Here is a 26897-nt window from a genome sequence, read left to right as displayed (position 1 = left end):
CTTCTTGACGAGGATTGGTTATTGTTTCGCTTTCAAAGTATTTTGTTTTCTCGGTTCAGTCGTGGCTGCTTTTTTCTTGCCACTTTTTTAATATAACTACTCTGTTTGGCTTTGTCAAGGGGTTGAGCAAAAATTTTTTTTTTTTGGGTAGGAAAACTGACGTAAGCATTGTTGTGATTAGCTTATGGAAAAATTATTATAACCTATCGGCAATGTGAATATGCAGTTTCTAACTATCTAGGGTAATTTGTTGCAGTTGTGTTGGCTAGCACGTGAATGCTAACACTCAAGGAACTGTATGACAAGTTTCACCACATATCACCTATATATATTGTATGTGGGTGGCGAGGGTACTCGTAGACTGACAAGGGATTTACCAATACCTATAGCTGTTAAGACTTGGGCTGGCGTTACTATGCCGTTCAAATAATTATTTTCTTACCTTGCTCAGTAAAGCGAACCTCTTTAATATTCCATTCAGCATTGCTAACTAAAGTTTTGCGGAGACTTCCAAATAAAGCCAACTGTTCACAACTAGAAAGAGAAACAAACTGCCGCTTCGAGACAGGAGATAGCCGAAAATCAACTGTAGCGATCCCATTTTCAACTTGGACACGATAACCAGACAAATCAAAATCCGCTGTATCTTGTCTTTTGATAATTTTACCTACCGCACCTGTTATGGGTTCTTCTGCTGGTACTGAAACTGGTTCGGGCATCAGTTGTTGACATTCACTATCAATAGTATATAATATAACATTAATAGTCTGGCTATTGGGAGTTAAAGAGGTTGGAAATGGTGTTTTTGAAGCCGCACTGGGGGGGATAACAGAACTTGGTGTTTCACTGTTGATGCTGGTGGAATCAAGACGGGGATTAGAACTACAACTGATAATATTAACTCCGATCGCAACTAATATAAGTGGTAATAAATACGTTTTGATTTTCATCTTGAAAACAGTTATGTAATTGAGTTGGTATAACTTTTGAGTTAATTTTAAATTTTCAATTGGGAAAGATAGATACTTAAGTTCACTTCAGCCCATGACTGGGAAATAGACAATACTATGACCGATAATTTGATCACTGTAGATAAAAATAGCTATGAATCCCTACAGAAGGAAGTGATAGAACTGCGTCAGCGAGAAATCCGTAATAATCTGAAATATACTCAAGAGCCAATTGGTTTATTTATAGAGTATACACCAGAAGCGATCGCCATATTTGACCGTGAAATGCGATATATGTTGATGAGTCGGCGTTGGCGGGAAGATTACGGATTAAGCGATGAAAATATCATTAGGCGATGTCATTATGAAGTTTTCCCGGAAATTTACGAGCGTTGGCGGGAAATTCATCAACGCTGTTTGAAGGGAGCTATAGCAGTTTTCGCTGCTTAGTGAGGTACATCATTAACAAGCAGGATGCTTGTGTTACAAGACGATCATTTACATTTGTATCTCACGTATTTAAGAAATGGTATATTTAAAAAGGTGTACTGTTTGGTTAGTAGAATACATTAGTGATTTTATATTTTATCTGGCAGGTATCACCCCAACTTAAATCATAGAGGAGTTTAATAGCGTCTTTACTCGTATATACGTCAACAGTAAATAAGTAACATCATTTAAAAAGCTAAAAAATCGATATAATCAGGAAAAATAATGATTAAACCGCGTAAGTTCTTTGGTCAACATTGGCTCAGAAGTGAAAAAGCACTAGATGCAATTATTCAAGCAGCAGAGTGTCAGGAAAGTGATCGCGTATTAGAAATAGGTCCGGGTACAGGTATTCTGACTCGTCGTTTACTACCTTTAGTAGGATCATTAGTAGCAGTAGAAATAGATATTGATTTGTGCAACGAGTTAGCCAAGCAACTGGGTAAAAAAGAAAAATTTTTACTATTGCAAGGGGATTTTCTCACCTTAGATTTACCATGCCATTTAGCCGCATTTCCCAAATTTCAAGGGAGTAATAAAGTAGTGGCAAATATCCCCTACAACATTACAGGACCGATCATAGAAAAGTTATTAGGCACTATCGCCCACCCTAACCCAGAACCCTATGAATCCATAGTATTACTAGTGCAAAAAGAAGTAGCAGAAAGATTGTATGCTAAACCTGGTTCGAGGAATTTTGGGGCTTTGAGTGTGCGAGTGCAGTATCTAGCCGATTGTGAATTAATTTGCACAGTTCCCGCAGCCGCATTTTATCCACCACCAAAAGTAGACTCAGCAGTAGTGCGGTTACGACCCCGACAGATAGAAACAACAGCACTTGACCCCCGAAAATTGGAAAATTTTGTCAAATTGGGATTTGGGGCAAAGCGGAAAATGTTAAGAAATAATTTGCAATCGGTTGTTGAACGCGATCGCTTGACCCAATTACTGGAACAATTAGAAATAAATCCCCAAGCTCGAGCGGAAGACATCAGCGTTCAGCAATGGGTAACATTAACCAATTTACTCACAACCGAGTAACTACAACTCTCCACATAAAATGCGTTCTTACACTATAATAGCTCCCGCCAAAATCAATTTGTATCTGGAAATTATCAGCGATCGCCCAGATGGTTATCATGAGTTAGCTATGATACTTCAAAGTATAGCACTTGCTGACGAAATTAACCTACGCTCCATAAGCAGTGAAAAGATTCAACTTAACTGTAACCACCCACAAGTACCCACAAACGAAAGTAACTTAGCATATAAAGCAGCAGCCCTAATGGCGAGACAATTTCCCGAAGCCTTGACTAAATATGGAGGTGTGGAAATTACCATTAACAAGCACATTCCCGTAGCTGCTGGATTGGCGGGAGGTTCAACAAATGCAGCTGCTGTATTGATGGGGATAGATTTACTCTGGGGTCTAGGACTAACGAAATCAGAATTAGAAGAATTGGGTGCTACTCTTGGTTCAGATGTCCCCTTTTGTGTCGCGGGTGGGACAGTGATCGCCACAGGTAGAGGTGACCAGCTTTCTTCTTTAACTGGTTTAGACAATATATATATAGTGTTGGCAAAATATCGTAGCTTGGAAGTTTCCACAGCTTGGGCCTACAAAACCTATCGACAAGAATTTAGTAGTTCTTATCTGAGAGAGACAGAAAATTTATCAGCGCGTGCGGCCGCAGTTCATTCAAGAGAAATAGTTAAAGCTATCCTGAATAAAAACTCAATAGAAATTGCCAAAAAACTGCATAATGATTTAGAGCGTGTAGTTTTGCCAGCCTATCCTCAAGTTTTAAAACTGCGAGAACTATTTGCTACTCAAGAAGGAGTTTTAGGAACCATGATGTCTGGTTCTGGCCCCGCGGTGTTTGCTCTGCTGGAGTCTAAACAACAAGCAGAAGCAGTAAAGCTAAAGATGCGGGATGCAATTCCTGACGAGGATTTAGAATTGTTTGTGAGTCGGACTATTACACATGGCATTCAGGTGAGATCATCAACTTAAGACAGTTCTTTCCTTGAGGCAAGACACAGAGGCACAAAAAATATGAGTAATCCAAAAGTAACACAACCACAAGAGCCAAATCAGGTTCCACCCACTCCTTTGCGTTGTATAACTGGAGCGATATTTTCCGGAGGACTAGGATATGGTATGTATTTGCTGATGATATCCATAGCAACAACTTTTGCGAATAAGCCTATCCATTCAGATAACCCAATAGTTGTCAATATTGGTTCTGCTGTTCGTACTTTGGTTGTGGGTGTAGTCGCCTTGGGAACAGGGATATTTGGTATAGTGGCAATTGGTTTGTTAGCTTTGACAATCCAATTATTGGTACAACAATTAACAAAGTCCAGAAACAGTTAACCTCGACCTAAAGGTGCATATTTTTCATGTTGAAGGTAAGGATTGATTAATTGGGGCTTTTGAACATTGGGAACTTGAGAAATTTGATTTTGGTTTCTCCAAGTTTTGGGAGGTATACCGTGATGTTGACGGAACTGGCGGGAAAAATGACAAGCATTTTGATAACCCAGTTTTATGGCGATCTGCTCAATTGTTTGGTCAGTATCTTTAAGCAACGGACGAGCTGCGGCCATGCGGCGCTTAACAATCCAACCATTAACAGTCTCACCTGTTTTTTTTGCTACAGTATTGGTCAAGTAAGCAGGTGAATAACCAACAGCCTCAGCCACATTAGATAAAGTAATCCCCCGATGATAATTAGCTTCAATGTAATCGAAAACTTCTTTAAGCTGGGGAAGCTTAGGAAAGATAGAGTTTTCTGTGACGGAGGGAGTTGTGTTTGTGGGTAATGATTCTGATATTTGACGAGATTCAGTCCCATACAAATAACGCAAAAAAGATTGTTTTTTTTCCAAGCGGATGGCGATCGCTTTGACCAATTCCTCCAAAGTAGAAGGCTTAGTCAGATAATCATCAGCACCCAACTCCATCCCTTTACGAACATCTGTCTTATTATTGCTACCCGTGAGAAAAATGAAGGGAATAATCGCAGTGGAAGGATCTTGACGCAGAGCATTGAGAACAGTATAACCATCCATATCTGGCATAGCAATATCGCAAACTACTAAATCGGGCGAATCTCTTTGTGCTTTTTCAATACCAATGCGACCATTTTCTGCATCTATGGTGTTAAACCCTTCACTCTCAAGTCCGGTTAAATAAAGATTACGGGTAGTAGCATTATCTTCAATTATGAGAATAGTTTTCATGGAATCCTGCATTAGATAATAGATTGGGTAAATGAATAATTGGGAAATACTTTACTGAACTGATAAGTTTGATTTGATTGCAGATAGCATGATAGTAAATGTTGTACCTACACCAACTTCACTTTCTACAGCAATATGACCTTTATGTAAGTCCACAAGAGTTTTAACAATGGATAAACCTAGTCCACTACCGGGGAGATGATGAATGTTACTACCTCGATAAAATGGCTCAAATAATCTTGCTCTATCGGTAAGAGGAATACCAATACCCCTATCTGTCACTTCAAAAATTACTTTCCCGCATTCAGAAGAGAGTTTTAAGTCAACCACGCTGTCAATGGGAGAATATTTAATGGCATTGTCAAGCAGATTCCTGATCATCGGTTCCAGCAGTTTTTGATCCATAAAAGCTGTTATGTAGTTAGTTTGAGTCAGGAAATTTATATTGTTACTACGACCATTTGTCTGCATTTTTGCAATTAGCTCATTGCAGAATTCAACCAAATTAAGAGGTTGAGCATCACAGTTAAGTTTGGTAGCTTCTACCTTGGCGAAGAACAAAATATCATCCAACATTTTGGTCAGCTGTTCAACAGATGATTGAATGTGATCAAGTAATGGTTGTGTTTTTTGGTCATGACATTTATCAATATGCCTTTTAACTAAGCTATTAGAAAATGAAACGACATTCAGCGGTGTACGAAATTGATGGCAAACCATAGACATAAAATCTGCTTTTAATTGGCTGACTTCTTTAATTTTTTCTAAGTTTTTACTCAAATCAAATTCTGCCTTTTTATAATCAGTTATATCAATACCTGCCAGAATTTCCATTGGTGTTTCCTGGTCGTTAATTATTGCAACTACACAAGCTAACCAGCGTTCTCTGCCGTTTTTTTCCAAAATCTTTATTTCCTGATATTCTAAATCTTTATTATCTACCATCCTAAGCTTTTTGTTTTTGAACAATTGACAGGGATCAAAACCAGTTAATAAATCCTGTGTGGTATAACCAGTTATTACCTCCGCTGCCGGGTTCATGTACGATAAATTGCCACGCTTAATTACAAAAATGCAAACATTAATAGTTTCTGCTAAACTCCAAAGTTTAGCTTGATTGAACTGTGGTAGTTCTTCCCTGCGTCGAGATTCAGTAATATCCCAAAAGCTCCATACTCTACCGATGATTTTCCCATTCAACCATTGGGGCTGAGAGTATTGAGCAAAAACTCTCCCATCATTTAATTCCAAAACATCGAACTTATCCAAACTACATTGACCGGATACTCCCCAAATCATCTGGACATAGGCTTGTGGGTCCCTGAGTTGTTTCTTAAACCAAGCTTGACATTGGAAATATTTCTGGGATATCAGCGTTTCTGGTATTTGCCACATATCGACAAATTTTTTATTAAAGCTCAGAATATCTCCCTGAATGCCTACTGAAATAATACCATGAGCAGTAGATTCGAGGGTAGAAATAACTAGAGAAAGAGATTGTTGCAGTTGCGCTTCCCTTGTTTTTAGTTCAGCAATTTCTTGTCGTAAATCATCTTCAGTACTTTTAAATTCTTCAGTCCACTGGTACATACTACCCTCTACTATTTTATTACTTTTATCACACCTAAATTTATAGTAAAATCAGAACTGTATTTTATTCTTTGATTTGATGACTAAAACCAAAAAAATTAACATTAAATAAATAGTCACTTCGTTGCTAAAATGGCATTATTAACGATTAAATTTAGCCATACTACTAAACAGAATTTAACATTTTTTCAATCATAAAAGTATTTATTTTTCTCTAAAGATTTAAATTCTATTTTACTATATATCTCAGTAAAGTTTACGCGATAATTTTGTAGTACTAATAAATGATTTGCTTGATATATAGTTAGGAGATTCATATCCATATTCCTTATCTCATTTGTCAGAAATTGAAGCAATACAGGACAAGCACAACTTTTTCAAGGTGCTGATCAACAGTAAATTACTCAAATGTTTACATATTGCTGGTTATTGTTGATCTGATTTTACCAATATATAGTAGCTCTTTCAACTGATTTACATAAATAAACAATGTTTTTTTATTGAATTAAATAAACTTTGATAAAAACTAAAAAATAAAATTAGCTTTTGGGTGGATTGATGAAAAATAACATATAGATAAATAAGCCCTAAATAAATTTAGGTCAGCCCAGCTTTTTATAATTACAGTCCATTTTCAATATATATGTACTTATATATATTTGCTGATGGATTATCCACGATGTCGGCAATATATCTAGTTTGAAATACTTTAGCTGATAAATTTGAGGCTAGGTAGATAATTTACTGTTTATCAATGGAATTTTAAATATATTACTCCTCCAGACATCAAACTATGAAATCATGTCCTAAGTCATCTTTCATAAGATATACATTTTTTTCAACTTCACATACTTGTGACTAGAACATCTCTCAAAAGTTATAAAAATCGTAACAAAAGTGTGTATAGATAATTACTATTATTTTAGCAAAATATTGTGTAGCAAATAACATTTTTTAGTATTCATATTGTGATAAAGTGTAAGTTTTATCATTTTGTTAGTATTAATTAGCTAACTTTTCCATCGGTAAGGTTTTGCAGGGTAATTATGTATATAATTACACTCTATTATTTAGATATTTATAGTTCACAAATAAAAATTTTTAGCATATTTATGTCTTGAAATCCAGATTTACATTTGGTTGTTATTGTGTAAAAAAGCCACAACTTACTTAAGTTAAATTCTCTAAATGTGACGGAAAAATCTAGTAATTTCCCGATAATCTACGCAATGAAATGTCAGAACCAATGTTTTTGATTTTACTACATCTAAATAAGTATAAATTATTTACTTTTGGATGCGAATCTAAATAGAAGGTATTACAGTAAAAATAGTCAACAAATTACAAGAGCAAAAAAAGAGATAAGTCTATCGAAAAATTGATCATATATCTGGAGCTAAAAATTGAGTAGGCTTAATAAAGAAGCTGCTTCTGCAACACGGTTTATCTGTAGGGGCTAGTTTAACTAGATATATATGAGGCAAATAAAAATGCTGACTAGTTAAATCCAACCCCTATTTTCCCAACTAACTCATAATTATGGTGAATGCTTTTTACCGGAAATGTTTGTAATCAGCCCGAATGAAATTGGCTGTAAGTTGAAGAAATTCCATCAAACTACTACTAGCACTCTCAAAAATAAGTGCCATGACTCTAGATTTTAGTTAGATACATTAATCCTATTTCAGTTGTAACTATCTGTAGTAATTGTTGACGGTTAACAGTTAACAGTTAACCAACTGTATGGCAAATTTCACCAATCATTTAGGAATGCTATACAAAGATAAATCAGAATGCAATCTCATGTAAAACTAAAAATTAAACAGGAGGGAAAGATATGCATCAAATCAATAATAGTTGTAATAACCAAACAACCAAGAAAATTAATACCGAACAAATAGAACAAATTATCAAAGCAATTATTGCAGGCAAGTATTCGTGGGCGTGTGTATTAATTCTCCGGTTTTGCGGTTATAACCCGATAGATTACATACCTTACCGCACCTATATTCGACTGCTGAAGAATAATTGCCTGGTAGAAAATTCCAAGTCAAAAGACAGAGAAAAGAAAGAAGTATTTGACATGAACTCAAACTGGATTCGACTTTAAAAACAACATTAATCCTTGATGAGTCACTCCATCTCCAGATACATAGCAGCTAATGATTTACCCACTGACTACTGTCAATACCCGTCTGCAACCGATCCTCAGAGAAATTGTTTGGCATAAAAAGCAAGAAGTAACACAAATGCACCAACAAATGTCGTTGGCTTCTTTGCAACGCCAGTTAACAGCTGCGCCAACAGTGCGAGATTTTTTGACTGCTTTGCAACAAAATCCTTATCGACCAGGACTAATTGCAGAAGTTCAAAAAACATCACCACTGTACGGTAAAATTCGCACAGATTTTGACCCGATAGCGATCGCTAAAGCCTATGAGCGAGGTGGTGCTGCTTGCGTCTCGGTTTTCACTGAAACAGCATTCTTTCATGGTAGTTGGGAAACCCTGCGTGCAATCCGCCAGAGAGTAGCATTACCCTTGTTGTGCAAAGAATTTATCATTGACCCCTGTCAAATTTATTTAGCACGAGCAGCAGGGGCTGATGCTGTACTACTAATTGCAGCAATTCTCACGGATCGCGAACTGCAAGACTTTCTCAGAGTAATTCATTATTTAGGGATGAATGCTTTAGTAGAAGTTCATAACTTGAGTGAATTAGACCGGGTACTCAAGCTTAATGACATCCGCTTAATCGGGATTAATAACCAAAACCTGGAGGACTTTACCATTGATCTCAGCACCACGCAACACCTGTTAGCAGCTAGGCGATCGCAGTTACAAAAATTGGGTATTATCGTCGTCAGCGAGTCGGGACTATATACAAATGCTGATTTATCTCTGGTGGCGGAGGCTGGTGCTCATGCAGTGATAGTGGGAGAGTCTTTAATTAAACAAGAGAACATAGAGATGGCCGTGCGTTCTCTCATTAAAGGTGATTAGCTCAAACAGTTATTAGCTTCTCTCTAAACGCGAAAAGGCTAACGGTTATTACATCTCAGATGGGAAAAGGCTAGAGTACACTATTCTCCCGAAACTATAAACAACTTGAATGAATGTAGCCCGCTCACAAAGCGGGCTATTCGTGTATGTATACCTTAAAATAAACACACCTAAAAAAATGAAATGGTTTAAAATAGCAAATATTCTTCAACTAAGCAGTACCTTGGCAACAAAAACATCACAAATAATATCTACATTATTATCATTAGTAATACATCTAAACATTGTCATAGGCAGCAATGAACAAGCAAGTACATCACGGAGATGCTAAATATCAAAATCAAGCTGTTTGGAAAACAGCAGCAGCCTCCCTATCACTGGTGTTGTTGGGATCAGGTATGACATTAGTCGGTGGTTATTTGGCCTTTAACCCTCAGCAGATATCAGAGACAACATCGAAGATAGGGGTAAGTCCAGTTAATGCAGCCCCTCCATTACCAACTGCTACAGGTTCTAACTTCGTGACCCAAGTAGTGCAAAAAGTGGGGCCAGCAGTGGTGAGGATTGAGGCGTCCCGAACTGTCACTAGTCGGTTACCTCCTGAATTTAATGATCCATTTTTCCGCCAGTTTTTTGGCTTTCGCCTACCAGAACAACAAAGCAGAGTACAACGAGGCACAGGTTCCGGTTTTATTATCAGTGCAGATGGTAGTATCCTCACTAATGCCCATGTAGTATCTGATACTAATATCGTACGAGTTATACTAAAGGACGGGCGTAGCTTTGAAGGTAAGGTAATGGGGAGCGATGAATTAACAGATGTCGCTGTGGTGAAAATTAATGCCAAGAATTTACCCATAGCAGAACTGGGGAACTCAGATCAACTGCAAGCGGGAGAATGGGCGATCGCCATTGGCAATCCTTTAGGATTAGATAATACAGTGACTACAGGAATTATTAGTGCTACTGGTCGTAGTAGTAATCAAATTGGCGCACCGGATAAGCGGGTTGAATTTATTCAAACCGATGCAGCCATTAATCCTGGTAACTCCGGCGGTCCCTTGTTAAATGCTCGTGGTCAGGTAATTGGGATGAACACAGCTATTATCCAAAGGGCGCAGGGACTTGGTTTTGCCATTCCCATCAACACGGCTCAACGAATTTCCCAGCAGCTAATTGCTACAGGTAAGGCGCAACATTCCTATCTGGGAATTCAGATGGTAGAGTTAACCCCTGAAATTAAAGAGCGTCTCAACTCAGACCCCAATAGCGGTGTCACGGTCAATGAAGATAAAGGTGTCTTAATTGTGCGCGTTATGCCTAACTCACCAGCAGCTAAAGCCGGTTTACGTGCTGGGGATGTTATCCAAAAGCTTAACGGTCAATCAGTCACAGATGCCGGCAGTATTCAAAAAGCAGTAGAAAATGCTCAAGTCGGGGGAGATGTGCGCTTAGGATTGCGACGCAATGGGCAAAATATTAACTTAGCCGTGCGAACTGGTGCTTTACCTAGTAAACCAATACAGTAACTAACTGGGTGCCTTATTGAGTGCTGAGTAAAGAATTATTCTTGATACCCACTCTTTACTCTTCACTCTCTCTTAACGTCCTAGTAAATACCGTATACCAAGGAGCAGCAAAAAAATACCATACAATTTTTTGATAATTTCACTGCTAATGAATGGCTGATTGGCAAATAAGGCTCCGAACAAATTACCAACTATTAAACCAATGGCAATAAATGTGGCATATTTAACGTTCATGTTGCCATGACGATAATAGACTAGTGCGCCTAAAATCCCAATGGGTAAAATTTGAGCAGCAATAGAAGTGCCAGTGGCATACTTCTGATCTAGACCAACTAACAACACCATGGCTGGTACCATGATTGCACCTCCCCCAAGACCAAACATACCCCCAGTCAAGCCAGCAACTAAGCCAATGATTAACATTTGAATAACTATATTAGACATATTTTCCTGATTAGATGTAAAAAAAAACACAGTAATGTAAGTTATCGCTGTTTTGAAGATTTATTTCACCTGGATGATCTGGTGATGATATGGATAGACAAGTGACCCAAAAAGTTATACAATTTGATTGATTGTGGTAATTTTACTTATTGCTCAATCAACCCAACCATAGTAAAGATTTTATGGTGATTTGTCCGGATTTAGTAAACATTCTATTACTATAAGATAGTCTTGAAAAAGGAACAGCAAACCAATGGACGTAAAGCTGATTTTAGTGGGTTTAACAATTATGTTCACTATTTCGTGCCTGTTCTTTGGCACTAAAAATGGATTTTATGATTCAGAAAACTATCACGGTAACGGTTCTGCACATTAAGATAACTTGAATAGCGGGAATCTTGCGTTAAAAACGCTTATTTAACCCCAAATGTAGTGTTTCTGGTTAAATAATTTTTTTCAACTGGCATGAGTTCCTTGGTAGCCTCCTCCCCGGTCAAAAATTTTCACTCTCAGGGCGTAGGGGGGTACAAAAAAACTTGCCCCTGGGTGACAAAACCAAGAATCAGGATCATTCCTCTTGGCTTTTGAGTTATGTCGATGATGACGAGGTTAGAGGGGAGGAAAGCATGAGGGACAATCTGTGGGTATCCTCTGGCGTTAGCACTGATGAAGCAGCTAGTGAGTTGAACTGCTTGCCCTATAGTGTTCAGCATAATGACGAGGGTGTGTGTTTATTAGTGCAGATGGGTCCACACCGTATTCTACTTGATTGTGGATTGGGGAGTAGTTCACCGTTGTTCACCTCTGTGGCTAACTCAGCAGGTCAAAGTAGTTCTCCAATGCCGGCAGACTTGGTTTTGGTCAGTCACGCCCACCCTGATCACGCTAGAGGATTACTAGACCTACATAAAATTTTCCCTCTGTTACCTATTTATGCCAGTGAGGTAACTAGTAAGTTACTACCCCTTAATTGGTTAGACGAAGATCCCCAAAAAATTCCTCAGCTTTGTCATGCTTTGCCGTTGCGATCGCCTGTAGAAATCCAAGAAGGTCTGGTGGTGGAATTATTTCCTGCCGGACACTTACCAGGAGCAGTAGTATTCTTACTCACATACACCACCAAAGCTCGTTCTTACAAACTCCTCTACACAGGGGACTTTTTCTTGTCTAACTCCCGACTGGTAGAAGGGCTGCGTTTAGAAGAGTTGCGGGGGTTGGAGTTAAACGTACTGATTATTGAGGGAACTTATGGCACAGCCCGTCACCCCCACCGTCGCCACCAAGAAAATCGACTAGCGGAACGGATTAATCGAGCGATCGCCGATAACTGTTCTGTACTACTACCCACACCAGCTTTAGGATTGGGTCAAGAATTGTTGATGTTATTACGTTCCCATCACCACTTCACAGGACGGGATTTAGATATTTGGGTTGATGGTGCTGTTGCCACTGGTTGCGATGCTTACCTAGAACTATTGCCCCACTTACCGCCATCAGTGCAGAATTTCGCCCGTCATCAACCCTTGTTTTGGGATGAACGGGTGCGTCCGCGAGTCCGTCGTTTGCAGCCAGAACATCATGCTAGTCTGGGCAGGTCTCCCTGTATTGTGCTGACTGACTCCACCGTTAATTTAAACCAATACTGCCAAACAGAAACTAGCCCTTGGCTGATCCTAGTACCAGAAAAAATTGATGTAAAAATTAATCAAAAATATTCAGGAAACACCACTGACGAAAGTTATCTGCTCGCCCAGCACAGTGACGGACCTGGTACTACTCAGTTGATCCATAATTTGCGTCCTCAGCACGTTGTTTTTGTCCACGGTTCCCCTGCATACCTAACAGATTTAACTGGTTTAGAAGAACTACAAAACCGTTATCACGTCCATTCTCCAGGTGCTGGTACTTTAGTAGCGCTGCCTATTGGGGAGACATTTTTACAACCAGCACCCCCAGAAAACAATTATGAAGGAGAACTCACAGAGTTAGGAACGGTCATTACAGTTACCTTACCCGATGCCATTACAAATGACCCACGTTGGGCACAGTTTGCCGATACTGGTTTAGTAGAAGCTCGTTGGCAAGGCGAAGAACTGGTACTACGCGGGTTATCACCACGGGAACTGCTGCAGCAAAGTAGCGATCGCCCTAATTGGTCTGATATAGATTGTTGTGGTACTTGCCGACATCAAAGAGGACAAAGATGTTGGAACCCTGCCTCGCCGTTACATAACTTTAAAGTAACTCTTGAGGGCTATTGTCCTGCTTTTCAACGTTAATCCTTTGGTGACCGCAAAACTTAAATGAGTCCTCAGCAATCAGTCAAACTGAGGACTCATGACTCTCTCGTAGAGACTCAATAAATTAAGTCTCTACTCCGGATTGGAGTCGGGATAACGGTTACGGATACGCTCTGATTCTGGACAGTCTTCCGTCATCAGAAATTCTGTATTACCGCGTGGTACTGAGGCTAACTTTTGGGTAACGGAGCCAATGCTCTCCAAACGAACCATCTCCTCCCACGCACAAACTTCGTCTTCCTCATCTGTCTCATAGCGGAGAGTCACTAAATCCCCCTCTATATCGAGGATGCGGGCGCGTTCAATCCAGCGTTGCTGGTCCCGCAAGAATATACATACCTCGCGCCCATCGCAACACAGTTGATAAATCTTGCGGTGTAGCATGTACTGCTTCTACCTTTTTAAACAACGTAGTTAAACCTATGAAATTTGGGTTTTACCCCATTTAGATACACCTTCTAGAAATCAGTTCCCAGATTCTGGATCACTGTACTTGATGATTTTACCCATAGACTTGCTTGGATTGGCGAAAATCATAGACTCCCAGCTACTCCACCTGTTGAACAAAATCTCTTGTAGGTTTTTTAGCGAATGTCTACCTCTATGAAGTCACACTATTCAGTAATTTTCCTAACCAGATTAATGTTTGGTGGTGAGCATTTACAAAATGATGTGACAAATAATACTTCACATTAAGCATTGAACACGGTTGTTTGATTTGCTTACTTGTAGTCATTGGCATTACTGGGAAGTGGGGTAATTCTGCTTTATTTTTATCCCTATGTATTTGATCTTAACTCATTCTTTTGCCGACCTTAATGGTTTTCAACAACAATCGACAAAGAGTTTTGAGTTCAGGCACTAAAAACTTGAAGGTTAGCGTGGGCAGTATAATAAATTTTCCACTACAAAGCATTAGTATAATTACTTAACTTTACATTGGCGGATAAATTTTGTTGGTGTTTGGGAGGATGCTTCTCTTTTAATTTGACCTGCGCTAACTGCATCACATAAAGCTGAAAGGATTGCTAAATCTTCTGAACGATAGCACTTAGTCGCCAGCACTTGATTGAGTAAACCCTCCGATTCAACACTAAGATATCCAGTTTTAAAAGCCGATTCAACAAGTGTAGGAATCATATTGATTAGGGTGGGGCGAGAATGTTCTGGTTTTAATTGTGAAACATTTTTCTCTCTTATTTATTGATATCAACCCATCAACCTAAGTGATTATTATTGAAATTTTTAGTGATTTAGATCACACTTAATTCTCCAATAGTTACCCACCAGTCACAATAGAAGAAATTTAGAGGAAACTAAGCAAAAAATTGGCGAAAATCCTCATCTTTCACGCTCAATTTTACCCATTCTAAGTTTAAAGACATAAATCGTTGTACTAAGCGATGACAGGCCGGGCGTTCCGTGGCGTAATGTCCGGCATCAACTAAAATTAAACCGCGATCGCGGCTGTCCTGGAACTGATGGAATTTACAATCAGCAGTTAAATAAACTTGAGCCTGAGTTTTAGCCACCGCCGAAATATAACTAGCTCCCGAACCACCCAACACGGCCACTCGTGAAATTGTCTGCTGTAAATCAGCAATGGGGGAAAAAATTAAATGAGGAGGCGCTAGTTTAGTTTGAATTTTACTCAGTAACTCCTGTAAGGTCAGAAACGGCTCCAAAAAACCTACACGCCCGTAGCCTAATCCTGGTTGTGTAGGTACTATGGGACTAGCTCGCCTTAAGTCTAAAATTTGAGCCAAAACGTCTGCCGTACCATCCTGTACTTGATCAAAATTGGTATGAGCGCTGTAAATACCAATGTTGTGCTTAAAAGCCAATCTGGCCATTTCCGCAATGGTTTCACCAGTACGTAAGTACTTGGGAGGATAAAAAATTAGGGGATGATGAGCAAAAATTAGATTAGCATTGAGAGTAATGGCTTCCTCCATCACAGCCAAGGTGGGTGTCAAACACACCAACACCCGCGCTTTTTCTCCTAACACACCGGGTTCAATTTGCCAACCGCAATTATCCCAGCTTTCAGACCAAGCCGGATTTGCCCATTGTTCAAACCAAGTAATTAAATCTACAATTCTCACACCAATACAATCCTGGGAAACTAATATGTGATTATTTAGTTCTTTAATTTTAGTGATCTCATGAAGTTGATGACAAACTATTGAAATTTCAGCGAAAATGTAAATCCATTGCTAAACAATACTAGCAAACTGGGAAATCTTAATTTATTACAGGCTAATTTCTAGGGGAATGAATTGATGCTTTCGACAAACGGCGAATATCAATCTTTGGATATGAGAGAAACAGTTTTGCCCATAGCGTCAAGTTTAACAGAATCCGAGCAGCAAGTTACACAAGCAACTATTGGTTTACCGACCAAGTTTTACGGTCATTACAGAGACTCAATGGCAATGTATAGCCCCGCCAATCAAGTGGCTGAGTATCTTCAAACTCACGCTTCCTGGTTTTCGCGCTGCGCTGAACCGATGAAAGCACAACCTTTGGGCGAAAATGGTTATGCTGTCACCATCGGACGCTTTGGCGCTTTTGGTTATGAGGTAGAACCAAAAATTGGTTTAGAACTCTTACCCCCAGATCAGGGAATATACCGTATTCGGACAATCCCTGTTCCTGACTACGATCTCCCTGGCTATGATGTAGACTATCAGGCATCGCTCAAGTTGTTAGAAAATCCTGACAACGACACTGGTAGCAGTTTTAGTGTGATTACACAAGTTGAATGGGAATTGGATTTGATAGTTAATCTTCACTTTCCCAAATTTATTCAAAGATTGCCCCAGTCTTTAGTCAAATCCACAGGCGATCGCTTACTCAACCAAATTGTCCGCCAAGTATCTCGGCGCTTAACTCGCAAAGTCCAAGAAGACTTTCATCAATCTCTGGGCATAAGGTTTTCTGGTAATTGCCAAAAAAGGCCATAAGCTAAAAGTCATTAGTCAAAGACTAATGACTATTGACCAACAACTAATAATTAAGCATTACTCAAAATTCTTTGCACAATTTGCACGCCAGTAATAGCTTGCCAAGCGAACAAACCTAAAAGCGCGAAATTGAGTGTAATGTGAGTTACACGGGCCCAGTTGGCTCCTTTTTGCATGAAAGGAGATAAAGAGGCGGAAAATGCGATTAAACCAGTCATTCCCAGTCCAGCTAGTAAATGCGGTCCTACGAATAACTTACCATTATTGATATAGGTAACAGCCATACCACCAATCGCCCCTGTCACCATCAATGCCAACAACACAGAACCGACTTTGTGGTGTTTAATGTTGTATCTACCTTTAATCAGTTCTTTCTTGTCATCTCCTTGGGCGCTTCTGGTGCGCTGTACTTGTAGCCCCAGGTAAGCAGCATAAAGTGAAAGTGCTAACAGTCCCCACATGGTGAGTGGATGAAAAAAGTTTAGCCAATATTTAACTTCAGGTGACAGTTCCAGACTCATAGTGTTCTCCCGCAATTCTTAAATCTTTATAAAACTTAGCATAAGTTTAAATTACTTGCGGAAACTGACTAAGGGTAAAATGTGTAGGAAAATCATGTACTTAAATAAATTCCTGCCTTTCTCTCCTTTTTGAGTAGGAGTTACGACCTACTAACTAGGAATTAGTTTCTCTCTTGCCAAAATGGTTAAACAATTTCAGACTTAATTTCGGGACTAGACTAACAAAACCCCCCTGTGCGGGGCTGACGGGGAATATTTATCATGGAAAACAAGGATGTCTTGGTGCTAAAGTCGGCGAAAAGCGGCGATACAAAACATTTGTGTGAGTTATTGTCTTCTGGTGCTAAAGTGGACGTTACCGATGGCGATGGTACTACCGCGTTAATGTTTGCCGCTAATTTAGGTTACACGGAAATTGTGCGATCGCTATTAGATGCTGGGGCTAATGTTAACTTATCCAGAAAACGCTATGGTTTGACGGCTTTGATGTTGGCTGCTAGTGCTAATCAAGTGGATATTGTGCAGCTTCTGATTTTGAGAGGTGCTAATGTGAATGCCGTCAATGAAGATGGCAGTACAGCTTTAATGGCTGCTGCACATAAGGGTTATGTGGATGTAGTGCAAGTCTTACTGGCAGCTGGCGCTGGGGTGAATATCACAGACAAAGATGATGATACCGCTTTGAAATTGGCTGTAAAGTACGGTAGAACAGCAGTTTTAAAGTTAATTTCCCAGCATGGTGCTGATGTCAATAGCCGGGATCAAGAAGGTGAAACACTTTTGATGATGGCAGCAGACTTGGGAATTTTGGAAGTTGTTCAGGCATTGCTGGCAGCTGGGGCTGATATTAATCTCAAAAATCAACATGGTAGTACTGCTATATCAGCGGCAGCGGCAGCAGGACATACTGGCATTGCATCTGCTTTACTGGATCAAGGTGCTGAAATTAATGTTCAAGACAAAGATGGTGAAACTCCCCTACATCTGGCTGTTGTGGAAGGCTACGTTGACATGGTGCAATTGTTGATTAGCCGAGGTGCAGATCCCCGAATTACAAATCACTTGGGTGATACACCAATTTTTGTAGCTGCATTACAGGGACATAGCCAAATTTTAGAAATATTGCTGGGTTCTAGTGGCAAAATGAATGCCACAACTCTGGGTATACCTTTGATGCTGGCAATTACCCATGGATATATAGATACGGTGAAACTGTTATTAGACTACGGTGCTGATGCTAATACATTAGGGAATGACAGCAAAACAGCTTTAATTAAGGCAGCAGAACGCAATTACCCAGGGATAATTCGTTTGTTAATAGGTAAGGGTGCAAATGTGAACTTTCAGGACTTAGCCGGGGCAACAGCATTGATGTGGGCAGTGTCTGGGGGTTATGGTCAGGCTGTAGAGATACTTCTCCAAGCTGGGGCAGATCTAAATTTGAAAAATCGCGGCGGTTATACGGCTTTGATGATTGCGGAATTTAATGGTTATAAAAATATAGCTGCGAGTTTAAAACAAGCCGGGGCGCAGGAATAATTAAAATAACAAAACTCCGTCGCAACTTTTGTTAGTAAGGTGCGTCGGAGGCGGAAGAAATTCCAACACTGAGGTATAACAGTCAAAATGTTTTCCCTCAGAGTTTTGTACTGTGCTATATAAGCTAAATATATAACGTTTAATTTTGGATATCAGTATTATATAGAGCAGTTTACAAGTATCATAAAAACCTGCCGATAAAAAACATTAACTGAATGGCGATGGCAGGTTAGCTATTTATTTAATAAAATTTTAAATTTTTCCCAACTTTTACATAAGTATAATTGAATATTACAAAAAGTCAGATTAAGTCAGCACCAATGGATACTGTACAAAAGCTCAAATTATGGGTAGGAATTGGTTGTCAAAAAGGTAGTTCCCAAAATTTAATAGCAACGGCAATAAAAAAAATATTACCAGAAAATCAACTCCAGGAAAATGCGATCGCAGGTCTTGCTACTATAGAAACTAAAGCCACAGAAGTTGGGTTAATAGAACTTTGCCGTTTACGCAGTTTTACCTTAAAAACTTTTTCCCCAGATGTTTTATCCACTGTTATCATCCCCAACCCCAGCAATATCGCCCAAAGAATTGTGGGAACTTCCAGCGTAGCTGAAGCCTCTGCTATTCTCGCCGCATCCCACCTCACCCCATCTCTAACTATCAACCAAGATTTAAGAACTAAATTATTAATTCCTAAACGCATTTTTCGCTTACAGGGCGAATCAGGGGCAGTGACACTGGCTGTTGCTGCTGAATAATCTTCTTTTCACTGTTTTTTGACTACAAAACCACTTTGATAAAATAGTTAATCAAACTAGAAACAATGGTTAGCACAATTGAACCCAGCAAAGCAGACCCGAAACCTCGAATTTCAAAACCGTAACCAGGAGTGAGGTTACTTGCCAGCCACAAACTTAAAGCATTAATGACAAATGCAAATAACCCAAAACTAATTAAGGTAATGGGAAAGGCCAAAATATGTAAAATTGGTCGAATAAAAGCATTGACTAAACCAATAATTGCCACAGCTACTAAAGCAGCCACAAAGTCCCTAACATAGAACCCACGTACAACATTAGCAGTAATCAGTAAAGCTACGGCAGTACCCAGCCAAGTTAGTAAAAAGTGTTTCATCTGTTTTTCCTCTAAATTAGCTATCTTCGCAATAGTGCTTCCCAAGTAGCACCACCAACTACACCGTCAGCCTCTAAACCATAACGCTGTTGAGCAGCTTTTACTGCTGCTTCAGTGACTACACCAAAATCTCCATCTATATCACCTGTTAAAAAACCAAGCTGTTTTAGTCGTTGTTGCAGTCTCCTCACCTCCGGGTTACGCATTCCTAAGCGTAAAATCGGTAATCCTTGGGTAGTATATTGAACACTGGGAATTTGTCCGGGAACTGTAGTGGATGGTCTAGGAGGTGGTGATACAGGTCTGGTTTGAGTTTGAGAACTGACAACCCTGGTATTTGTCCGAGTCTGTGGAGGAACGGGAAAATTAGATTTATTGGCAGAATTTCCCGGTGTAATTATTGGCTCTCTGGGGAATAGTTGCTGCCAAGTGATAGCATCAACCACCCCATCAGGATTCAAATCAGCTGCTCGTTTGAACCGAGAAACAGCGACTGCTGTCTCGTCTCCGTAAACACCATCCACAGCACCTGAGTAAAAACCCAAAAGTTTTAAGGCTGCCTGAAGTTCAGACACCCATTCTCCTTTAGTTCCAACTTTTAGGGTAGGACGACTAATGTTAGCTCTAGGCGAGGCTTGGGCTATTTGTTGGGGCGCTGCAATTGTGACTCCTGCATCAGAAGTTATGAGAAACAAAGTAGATGAAAACAAAAGTAACCAACAAAACTTACCTGTCTTCACCCAGCGAAATGATTTTAGTGACTCAAAGTAGTTCACAATACTTGTTGTCAGGCTAACTTCCATGGATTTTATCCCCAGAATCCTCTGTTATAGTTCACAAGAGAACTTGAGATATTATATCACTCAATTATACAGAGGTGATCAATCGCTCTCTAAGCAGCACTGGGAAAAGCATTATTAATTGCTGTTTCTTGACCAACTAAAGACACATAAGGTTCCTGTAAATACTTACTGGCCGTTGCTATGGCATCTTTAACACTCACAGATGCGATCAGTTCTTGAAAATGCTGATCAAAATCAAGCCCTAAACCCAAGGTTTCATACCAACCGTATATTTGAGCGATTTGTCCGTTAGTTTGTTTACCCAAGGCGTACTGCCCTAAAATTTTGTTTTTAGCCGCTTGCAGGGCAGTTTCTGACACTTCGGTGGTACAAAGTAATTCCACTTCTGCCCGTAGTCCTTCTAGAGCAGTACTAGTATTTTCTGGTGCTGTACCCATATACACTGCAAATAATCCCGGATACAACTTCGTGGGGTAAAATGCTGACACTTCGTAAGCTAAACCCCGCTTTTCCCTTAATTCCACAAACAAGCGGCTAGAAAGTCCATTACCCAAATAGGTAGACAGCAATTTTAATGGGGCGTAGTCTGTACAACTAACAGATGCCCCCAAATAACCCAACATCACAATTGATTGCTGTGTTTGTAGAGGCTGTAGTCGATGCTGCGGTTCTGATTTAATGTCTGGTAAATTAACTAATGGCAAAGCTTGTGGGGGAACTTGCCACTGGCCAAACACTTGCTCTACTAGTGTTAGCGCATCTTCTAAGGTGATCCGCCCGGCAATACTAATTACTAGATTATCTGGACGAAAATAAGTTTGGTGATACTGCACTAACTCATCACGGCCTAAGCCACTCATGGTGGTTTCATCTCCTAGTACAGATGTACTGTAAGGATGATTTTGGTAGACTACCTGTCGCATTTGGCTAAAGGCAATGGTAAATGGCTGTTCTTTTTGAGAGCGAATATTTTGTAGTGCTAAACGCTTTTCTAGTTCTACTTGGGCTGTGGGAAATGTGGGCGATCGCAACATCCGCCCTGCCAATGTTAAAATCTCTGGAAAGTCCGATGTTACCGTTTTGAGCGATAACAAAAAATAATCACTGGCAGCATCGGCGCTTAAACTTGCTCCCACAGATTCTACTTGTTCGGCCACTTCCCAACTAGAAAGTCCGTCGCATCCCTTGGTCATCACTGCTGACAGCAAATGGGCTAACCCCGCTTGCTCTCGCTTTTCATAACAACTACCAGCCCGGACAAACAGCCGCGCCGCCACAATATCCGCAGTGGGATTTTCTGCCACTACCAGTACAATGCCGTTATTCAGTACAGTCCGGTGAATAGGAGGAGAAAATGGGGAAGGTTTCACAGTTATCAGTAATCAATTCAATTATTAGTTATCAGGGTTATTTGTTGATATTTAATATCAACAGGTAGAAACTGACATTAACAGGGTTTGAGTATGGTAACCGCATAGTTCACAGGTGAAAGAAACTGTTGAGCTAATTGTTGGAGTTGTTGGGTATCAAAGGATTGAATTTGCTGAGGATATGCTACTGCTAATTCAGCTTGAGCAATAGTGTTGTAATACCCATATAGCCCTGTTAACTGATTTGGTGTTTCCGTAGAAAAAGCATATTCATTGCAAACTAGTCTACGTGTCCTGGCGAGTTCCTGGTCATTAATTCCTGTAGTTTGCAAATCATTTAAATGACCCAGAATTAAATTTTCCACTTCCTCGAGATTTTCTGGTTCTAACCAAGCAGTGATTGTAAATAAACTCGATTCTCGTTGTAGAGAAAAGTTACAATAAATTTCCTGTACTAATTGCAATTCCTCCCGCAATTTACTCACCATTCGGGAATTGCGACCTTCTGAGAGCAGCACTGCTAATAAATCTAAACCATAGGCTGTGTGAATTTCTTTCACTCCAGGTACAACCCATGCCATCATTAAGCGTGCTTGTTCTAACCGTGGGAAACAAAGTTCTTGGCGATTAATTCCCCTGATAATTGGCTCGACTATTTTTTCACACGGTGGACATTCTAAAGGTGGAGCAAAATCAGTAAATGATTGATTGACAATTTGCCAAGCTGCTTCTTGACTAATTCCTCCCACAACTACCACTGTCATGTTTTCTGGTTGGTAGTGTGCGCGATGAAAACAACGCATGGCCGCCGGTGACAGTTGCATTACTTCGCCTTTAGTACCTAGCACCGAACGCCCATAAGGATGATTTTTGTAGACGCTGTGATTTAGGGCTTGGAATCCCAGCCAATCAGGATTATCATGACAAGAGCGAATTTCTTCTAAGACTACATCCCGTTCTCGAATAAATTCATCGTCTGGAATTGCGGCATTAATTAGCAGTTCTCCCAACTGGGGTAGAGTCTCTTCTAAGTATGAGGCTGCTGTAGTTAAGGTGTAATGAGCGTAATCATAGCTTGTAGCTGCATTACTCACCCCCCCCCTAGCTTCAATGTTGTAATCAAACATTCCAGGGGGTAAAGTGGCTGTTCCTTTAAAAATCATGTGTTCTAAAAAATGAGCCATGCCAAACCACTGTTTTGGTTCAACTGTTGCTCCTGCTCGCACCCAGACATCCGCCACCACTACAGGGGTAGTGGCAATTTCTTGATGGATAAGTGTTAAACCATTATCTAGTGAGAGAACCGAAGCTGGAAACACGCTATGCTCTAGTTGTTGCTGTGACAAGTTTTTGTAGCTTTAACCACAATTTAAGACGATTTTTGTTATTTTAACTCTCAATGCTCACTAAATGAGAATCGACTTATACAGATTTTGTCTTTTTCATCCAAACTTGTCTAATAGCTGGTCAGTTACAGGTTAATCCAAACATCCCTGGGTTGCATAATTAAAGCCCCCAATAGTTTTTGCTAACTTTGGGAGCTAATAATTTTAAGTTCACCGCGACGCCGTTTTACCTAAGTTTATGACCTGGTTTTACCAGGTGGGTGCCGACATTCTTCGTTTTAAGTTTCCGGGTACAAGCCCGGTTTACTGCCACGAGTCTGTTAGCTTCCCTTTTCTTTAAAGACATAGATCAAAAAACTTGATGGCAGTCACCAACGTCGTAGTGCAACTAACTAATTATAGCTTTTCAAAACTGATTGTGTTTAACATACTCACCGACTTAGAGGGTAGGTGATTAAGGTAGTCTTACAGTCGCTCTCGGTCTGTTTAAAGTCGTACCGATGCCCCATGCCGATTAATCTCGTATTATAACACAATAAAAAGCCGTCCTAGAAGGACGGGGCTTGTATCCCATTCTTTTGGTCAACTAGAGAAATTTTCTACTCAACTGGGATACCAGATTGATTCTATAGTATGAGCTATGGTACTGATGGCATCTCGGTTTTGGTCATCCAGTAATACGGTGACGTGTCCTAGTTTGCGCCCCGGACGGGATTCGGTTTTACCGTACCAATGAACGAAAGCCTGGGGAATTGCGGCTAGTTGTTGACGCTGGCTTTGGTAGTTTCTGTGAGACATTTCATACCCCAAAAGATTCACCATCACAGCACCAGCACAACGTAAAGCGGGATTGCCTAAAGGTAAGCCACAAACTGCTCTCAAGTGTTGTTCAAATTGAGATGTTTCACAGGCATCTAATGAAAAATGCCCAGAATTGTGGGTACGGGGGGCAATTTCATTTACTAAAACTTTACCAGTGGGAGTGAGAAATAGTTCAATTCCAAATACTCCCACCACTTCCAGGCTATTTAGTAGAGTATGGGCGATCGCTTTTATTTTTGCGGCTTGATCAGCTGTAATATCAGCTGGTGCAATCACTCGCCGACATACCTGTTGTTGTTGCTGAGTTTCCACCACGGGGTAAGTCACCACTTCACCTTCCACAGAACGAGCGGCCATGACTGCTAATTCTCGTTCAAAAGGGACAAATTCCTCTATGAGATATAGAGATTTATTTAAACCTTTGCTGGTGATGTGTGAACTTAGCTGTTGCTGCAAACAGGCTAAATCATTGATAATGAAAGTACCTTGACCATCATAACCATGGCGACGAGATTTTAAAACCACCGGCAACCCCAGTTCTGCTATTTGAGATGGGATATCTTCCAACTGTTCAACAGCAAAAAAACGGGGAACAGGTATTCCCAACTTTTGTAAATAGCAGCGCTGATCATATTTATCTAACAGAGGACTTAAAGCTGCTAACCCAGGTCGAAAGCAAACACCCTGATTTTCAAGAGCAGATAAAGAATTTAAATTAACAAATTCATTTTCAAAGGTAATGATATCAGTCTTGCTTGCTAAAGCCTGTGTGGAGATAGCATCATCAACCGCACCCAAAACAATATCTTGAGCGATGGAAACAGCCGGATCATCAGGGCTGGGAGTTTGCAGCACTAACTCAACTCCTAATTTTTGAGCAGCCCCCCCCATCATCCAGGCCAATTGTCCACCACCAATTACACCAACACGCTTCATCGACATCCTAGAGAATAACGAGTTTCTACGCCAGTTTTAGAATTAACACCACCGGCTTTTTGGCACAGTTCCTTAATTTGCGCTCTGTCCAAAATTGCGTCTGTAAAATCCGCACTGTCTATATTCACATCCGTAAAAATAGAGCGCAGTAAAAGAGCTTCGGTAAGAATGGCATCACTTAAATCAGCCCCTGTGAACTTCACCTGATCCACCATAGCATTAGTTAAATCCGCACCGTGGAGATTGGCTTGGGTCATTACCGAAGCACTCATAACGGCTCCCCGTAAGTCAGCATTTTCAAAGTTAGCTAATTCCAGATTGGCGTTAGAAAACTCCGCCGCTTGTAAACTTTGTCCAGAAAAATCCCGTCTCGCTAGTTCTGCATTACTAAAGGATAGGGGATGAGTCCAATCTGCCCATGCTGGGGAAGCCACCAACCATATAATCATCGCCAAAATCAATGCTAATCCTTGCTGCCAAAACATAATCACTTAGTTATTTTTAGTATTTAATGGTTTCCTTCAGCTTATCGTATTTAAATATGGGCTTGACTGAAAAGCCTCACCTAACAACCGCCAAACATCATCGGGAGTATAAGTCATGGGCGATAAAATACTTGAATTTGGTTTTCTAGCTCAATGTATTATATACTGCTATTTGTACTAGTTCATAGCTAAAAGTCATACAGTCAAACTTTAAACCAGAGAATATTATGACTCAACCAATACCTACAAAGTTTAGAACAGAAAACAGAATGTCCTATTTCATCCTTGTCAATCTTTACTCGGACAACCAGATATAAGTCGTCGTTTGACTTGGTTCCATTCGTGGCTGCAAACTGGTTTTTAATCGTAATTCATTACCCGGACATTACAGATATCAACCCTTATTTTTTGTCAGAGATACCTATGCAGTTATTTACAATTCTTAAAATTACAACTTATAAGTAAAGTTTATTGTATTTTGAGTGCAATATCTATTTGTCACTGTTAGTCTTTAATTATGTCAGCAGTCCAGCAATTGTTATCTGTATGAGATGCTTATACAACTGGATAGGGAAAATTTAATTAGCCTCGGTTCATAATGTTTGCTTAACTATTGAGAAATCCCCGCCAAACTTATATTCACCAACTAGAAAAATTCCACAAGTCTTAATTACTAACACTGTTATGACCCATTACTCTATTGATTGGATTGAAGCCTGGTGTCAAGAAAACGGCTGGACAGAATTATTTGTTGAACGCCGCAACCACTATTGGGCTTTTCCCCCTGGATGTGTGATGCCAGAACCCATTCCCCATCACGTCCTGCGATTGATTAAAGCCGAAAAAGGATTAACTGTTGAGGAAAGAGTCTGGTCGGCATCGGCGGTAGTTGGCACAATCCTGGCTATCATTTCCACAGTTATATTTAAGTGTCCTATGCCATTAGTTTTGGCTTTTGCTTTTAACGCTGTCACTGTGGCTCAATTTGAAATGGAAGATGCCTAGATATTATATTCAGGCGTTTTTTGAAGAGTTTTCAATTGTAAATTGAGAGACTTGCATATCCCCCCGAACCCCCTTAATAAGCAGGGCAATAGAGTCAAAGTCCCCCTTAAAAAGGGGGATTGATGGGGATATAAGCTGTTGTGGAGCTAAATTAATTCCATACTCTGTATTTCATACCACGGCTTTTAGGCATGGGGAGTATCAAAGTTAATCATGTTATGTCATATTGGCTTGATTACTTAATAAACCGGAATCAAGCCACGCCGCTTGCTTAGAGGGAGGGGTGTAATAAGTATGACAATAAAAACAAAACACTCCTCAATGAGGAGTGTGAGGAGTGCTTGGTAAAAAAAATGAACCTGGCATCGAGCTATTGTTGCAGAGGGCAACCCCAAAACTATCGTCGCCGCAACAGCG

At 40.0% G+C, this 26897-nt stretch carries 26 protein-coding genes and 1 other RNA gene; 12 read left to right on the top strand and 15 right to left on the bottom strand.

Going from position 1 to position 26897, the window contains the following annotated elements:
- Positions 1-422: 422 nt before the first annotated feature.
- Positions 423-950 carry a sporulation/spore germination protein gene (locus NWP17_RS06615; protein ID WP_280654125.1) on the bottom strand — a complete coding sequence of 176 codons (528 nt, stop codon included), beginning with the start codon at positions 948-950 and terminating at the stop codon, positions 423-425.
- Positions 951-1067: 117 nt separating this feature from the next.
- On the opposite strand from NWP17_RS06615, the gene NWP17_RS06610 reads away from it, so the two are divergent.
- The 4 genes from NWP17_RS06610 (at position 1068) to NWP17_RS06595 (ending at position 3816) form a co-directional block, all read left to right on the top strand.
- Positions 1068-1400, top strand: coding sequence for a PAS domain-containing protein (locus tag NWP17_RS06610; RefSeq protein ID WP_280654124.1), 333 nt, complete (start codon positions 1068-1070; stop codon positions 1398-1400).
- A gap of 264 nt (positions 1401-1664) precedes the next feature.
- Entirely contained in the window at positions 1665-2480 is an 816-nt protein-coding gene (rsmA, locus tag NWP17_RS06605) for a 16S rRNA (adenine(1518)-N(6)/adenine(1519)-N(6))-dimethyltransferase RsmA (protein WP_280654123.1), read from the top strand.
- 19 nt (positions 2481-2499) lie between these two features.
- Positions 2500-3453 (top strand): 4-(cytidine 5'-diphospho)-2-C-methyl-D-erythritol kinase, encoded by a 954-nt coding sequence (ispE, locus tag NWP17_RS06600; protein WP_280654122.1) that lies wholly within the window; start codon positions 2500-2502, stop codon positions 3451-3453.
- A gap of 42 nt (positions 3454-3495) precedes the next feature.
- Positions 3496-3816, top strand: a complete 321-nt coding sequence (locus NWP17_RS06595) for a DUF3082 domain-containing protein (RefSeq protein ID WP_280654121.1) — start codon at positions 3496-3498, stop codon at positions 3814-3816.
- Here NWP17_RS06595 and NWP17_RS06590 read toward each other — a convergent pair.
- The gene (locus NWP17_RS06590) at positions 3813-4685 is read right to left on the bottom strand and encodes a response regulator transcription factor (protein WP_280654120.1); all 873 of its coding nucleotides are present in this window, start codon (positions 4683-4685) and stop codon (positions 3813-3815) included. The genes NWP17_RS06595 and NWP17_RS06590 overlap by 4 nt on opposite strands.
- Before the next feature lie 51 nt (positions 4686-4736).
- On the bottom strand, positions 4737-6275 hold the full coding sequence (locus tag NWP17_RS06585) for a sensor histidine kinase (protein ID WP_280654119.1): 1539 nt from the start codon (positions 6273-6275) through the stop codon (positions 4737-4739).
- Between the two features lie 1837 nt (positions 6276-8112).
- On the opposite strand from NWP17_RS06585, the gene NWP17_RS06580 reads away from it, so the two are divergent.
- The 3 genes from NWP17_RS06580 to NWP17_RS06570 all read left to right on the top strand — a co-directional run bounded on the left by NWP17_RS06580 (position 8113) and on the right by NWP17_RS06570 (position 10806).
- A complete protein-coding gene (locus NWP17_RS06580; RefSeq protein WP_280654118.1) occupies positions 8113-8385 on the top strand; it encodes a HetP family heterocyst commitment protein in 273 nt (90 codons plus the stop codon).
- 52 nt (positions 8386-8437) lie between these two features.
- Positions 8438-9277, top strand: a complete 840-nt coding sequence (trpC, locus tag NWP17_RS06575) for an indole-3-glycerol phosphate synthase TrpC (RefSeq protein WP_280654117.1) — start codon at positions 8438-8440, stop codon at positions 9275-9277.
- A 299-nt stretch (positions 9278-9576) separates the two neighbouring features.
- A complete protein-coding gene (locus tag NWP17_RS06570) occupies positions 9577-10806 on the top strand; it encodes an HhoA/HhoB/HtrA family serine endopeptidase (protein ID WP_280654116.1) in 1230 nt (409 codons plus the stop codon).
- Positions 10807-10878: 72 nt separating this feature from the next.
- Here the strand turns inward: NWP17_RS06570 and NWP17_RS06565 are convergent, their stop codons facing one another.
- Entirely contained in the window at positions 10879-11250 is a 372-nt protein-coding gene (locus NWP17_RS06565) for a TSUP family transporter (RefSeq protein WP_280654115.1), read from the bottom strand.
- A 626-nt stretch (positions 11251-11876) separates the two neighbouring features.
- Between NWP17_RS06565 and NWP17_RS06560 the strand changes: the two genes are divergently transcribed.
- Positions 11877-13529, top strand: a complete 1653-nt coding sequence (locus NWP17_RS06560; RefSeq protein WP_280654114.1) for an MBL fold metallo-hydrolase — start codon at positions 11877-11879, stop codon at positions 13527-13529.
- A 93-nt stretch (positions 13530-13622) separates the two neighbouring features.
- Here NWP17_RS06560 and NWP17_RS06555 read toward each other — a convergent pair whose 3' ends face one another.
- The 3 genes from NWP17_RS06555 to NWP17_RS06545 all read right to left on the bottom strand — a co-directional run bounded on the left by NWP17_RS06555 (position 13623) and on the right by NWP17_RS06545 (position 15655).
- Positions 13623-13934 carry a DUF6679 family protein gene (locus NWP17_RS06555; RefSeq protein ID WP_280654113.1) on the bottom strand — a complete coding sequence of 104 codons (312 nt, stop codon included), beginning with the start codon at positions 13932-13934 and terminating at the stop codon, positions 13623-13625.
- A 540-nt stretch (positions 13935-14474) separates the two neighbouring features.
- On the bottom strand, positions 14475-14690 hold the full coding sequence (locus tag NWP17_RS06550) for a hypothetical protein (protein WP_280654112.1): 216 nt from the start codon (positions 14688-14690) through the stop codon (positions 14475-14477).
- A gap of 176 nt (positions 14691-14866) precedes the next feature.
- On the bottom strand, positions 14867-15655 hold the full coding sequence (locus tag NWP17_RS06545; protein WP_280654111.1) for a Nif3-like dinuclear metal center hexameric protein: 789 nt from the start codon (positions 15653-15655) through the stop codon (positions 14867-14869).
- 177 nt (positions 15656-15832) lie between these two features.
- Between NWP17_RS06545 and NWP17_RS06540 the strand changes: the two genes are divergently transcribed.
- Positions 15833-16516, top strand: coding sequence for a DUF1997 domain-containing protein (locus NWP17_RS06540; protein ID WP_280654110.1), 684 nt, complete (start codon positions 15833-15835; stop codon positions 16514-16516).
- A gap of 50 nt (positions 16517-16566) precedes the next feature.
- Here NWP17_RS06540 and NWP17_RS06535 read toward each other — a convergent pair whose 3' ends face one another.
- Positions 16567-17037, bottom strand: coding sequence for a DUF4079 domain-containing protein (locus NWP17_RS06535; protein WP_280654109.1), 471 nt, complete (start codon positions 17035-17037; stop codon positions 16567-16569).
- Between the two features lie 261 nt (positions 17038-17298).
- Between NWP17_RS06535 and NWP17_RS06530 the strand changes: the two genes are divergently transcribed.
- Positions 17299-18576 carry an ankyrin repeat domain-containing protein gene (locus tag NWP17_RS06530; RefSeq protein ID WP_280654108.1) on the top strand — a complete coding sequence of 426 codons (1278 nt, stop codon included), beginning with the start codon at positions 17299-17301 and terminating at the stop codon, positions 18574-18576.
- Between the two features lie 320 nt (positions 18577-18896).
- The gene (locus NWP17_RS06525) at positions 18897-19337 is read left to right on the top strand and encodes a cobalamin biosynthesis protein (RefSeq protein WP_280654107.1); all 441 of its coding nucleotides are present in this window, start codon (positions 18897-18899) and stop codon (positions 19335-19337) included.
- Positions 19338-19359: 22 nt separating this feature from the next.
- Here the strand turns inward: NWP17_RS06525 and NWP17_RS06520 are convergent, their stop codons facing one another.
- The 7 genes from NWP17_RS06520 to NWP17_RS06490 form a co-directional block, all read right to left on the bottom strand.
- Positions 19360-19713, bottom strand: a complete 354-nt coding sequence (locus tag NWP17_RS06520; protein WP_280654106.1) for a phage holin family protein — start codon at positions 19711-19713, stop codon at positions 19360-19362.
- Positions 19714-19733: 20 nt separating this feature from the next.
- Complete coding sequence (locus tag NWP17_RS06515; RefSeq protein ID WP_280654105.1) at positions 19734-20516, bottom strand: peptidoglycan-binding domain-containing protein; 783 nt, start codon at positions 20514-20516, stop codon at positions 19734-19736.
- An 89-nt stretch (positions 20517-20605) separates the two neighbouring features.
- On the bottom strand, positions 20606-21886 hold the full coding sequence (locus NWP17_RS06510) for a M16 family metallopeptidase (RefSeq protein ID WP_280654104.1): 1281 nt from the start codon (positions 21884-21886) through the stop codon (positions 20606-20608).
- 77 nt (positions 21887-21963) lie between these two features.
- Complete coding sequence (locus NWP17_RS06505; RefSeq protein WP_280654103.1) at positions 21964-23205, bottom strand: M16 family metallopeptidase; 1242 nt, start codon at positions 23203-23205, stop codon at positions 21964-21966.
- Positions 23206-23438: 233 nt separating this feature from the next.
- A non-coding RNA gene (ssrS, locus tag NWP17_RS06500) (6S RNA) lies at positions 23439-23621 on the bottom strand.
- Between the two features lie 214 nt (positions 23622-23835).
- Positions 23836-24990 (bottom strand): 5-(carboxyamino)imidazole ribonucleotide synthase, encoded by a 1155-nt coding sequence (locus NWP17_RS06495; protein ID WP_280654126.1) that lies wholly within the window; start codon positions 24988-24990, stop codon positions 23836-23838.
- The gene (locus tag NWP17_RS06490) at positions 24987-25475 is read right to left on the bottom strand and encodes a pentapeptide repeat-containing protein (protein WP_280654102.1); all 489 of its coding nucleotides are present in this window, start codon (positions 25473-25475) and stop codon (positions 24987-24989) included. The genes NWP17_RS06495 and NWP17_RS06490 overlap by 4 nt, the downstream gene beginning before the upstream one ends.
- 684 nt (positions 25476-26159) lie before the next feature.
- Between NWP17_RS06490 and NWP17_RS06485 the strand changes: the two genes are divergently transcribed.
- Complete coding sequence (locus NWP17_RS06485) at positions 26160-26480, top strand: slr1957 family protein (protein WP_280654101.1); 321 nt, start codon at positions 26160-26162, stop codon at positions 26478-26480.
- Positions 26481-26897: the final 417 nt, after the last annotated feature.

The sequence above is a fragment of the Chrysosporum bergii ANA360D genome (assembly GCF_029891735.1).
In the GTDB taxonomy this organism is placed as follows: Bacteria; Cyanobacteriota; Cyanobacteriia; order Cyanobacteriales; family Nostocaceae; genus Umezakia; species Umezakia bergii.
Note: the sequence above shows the minus strand (reverse complement) of the source record. Positions and strands in the feature narration are given on the sequence as shown.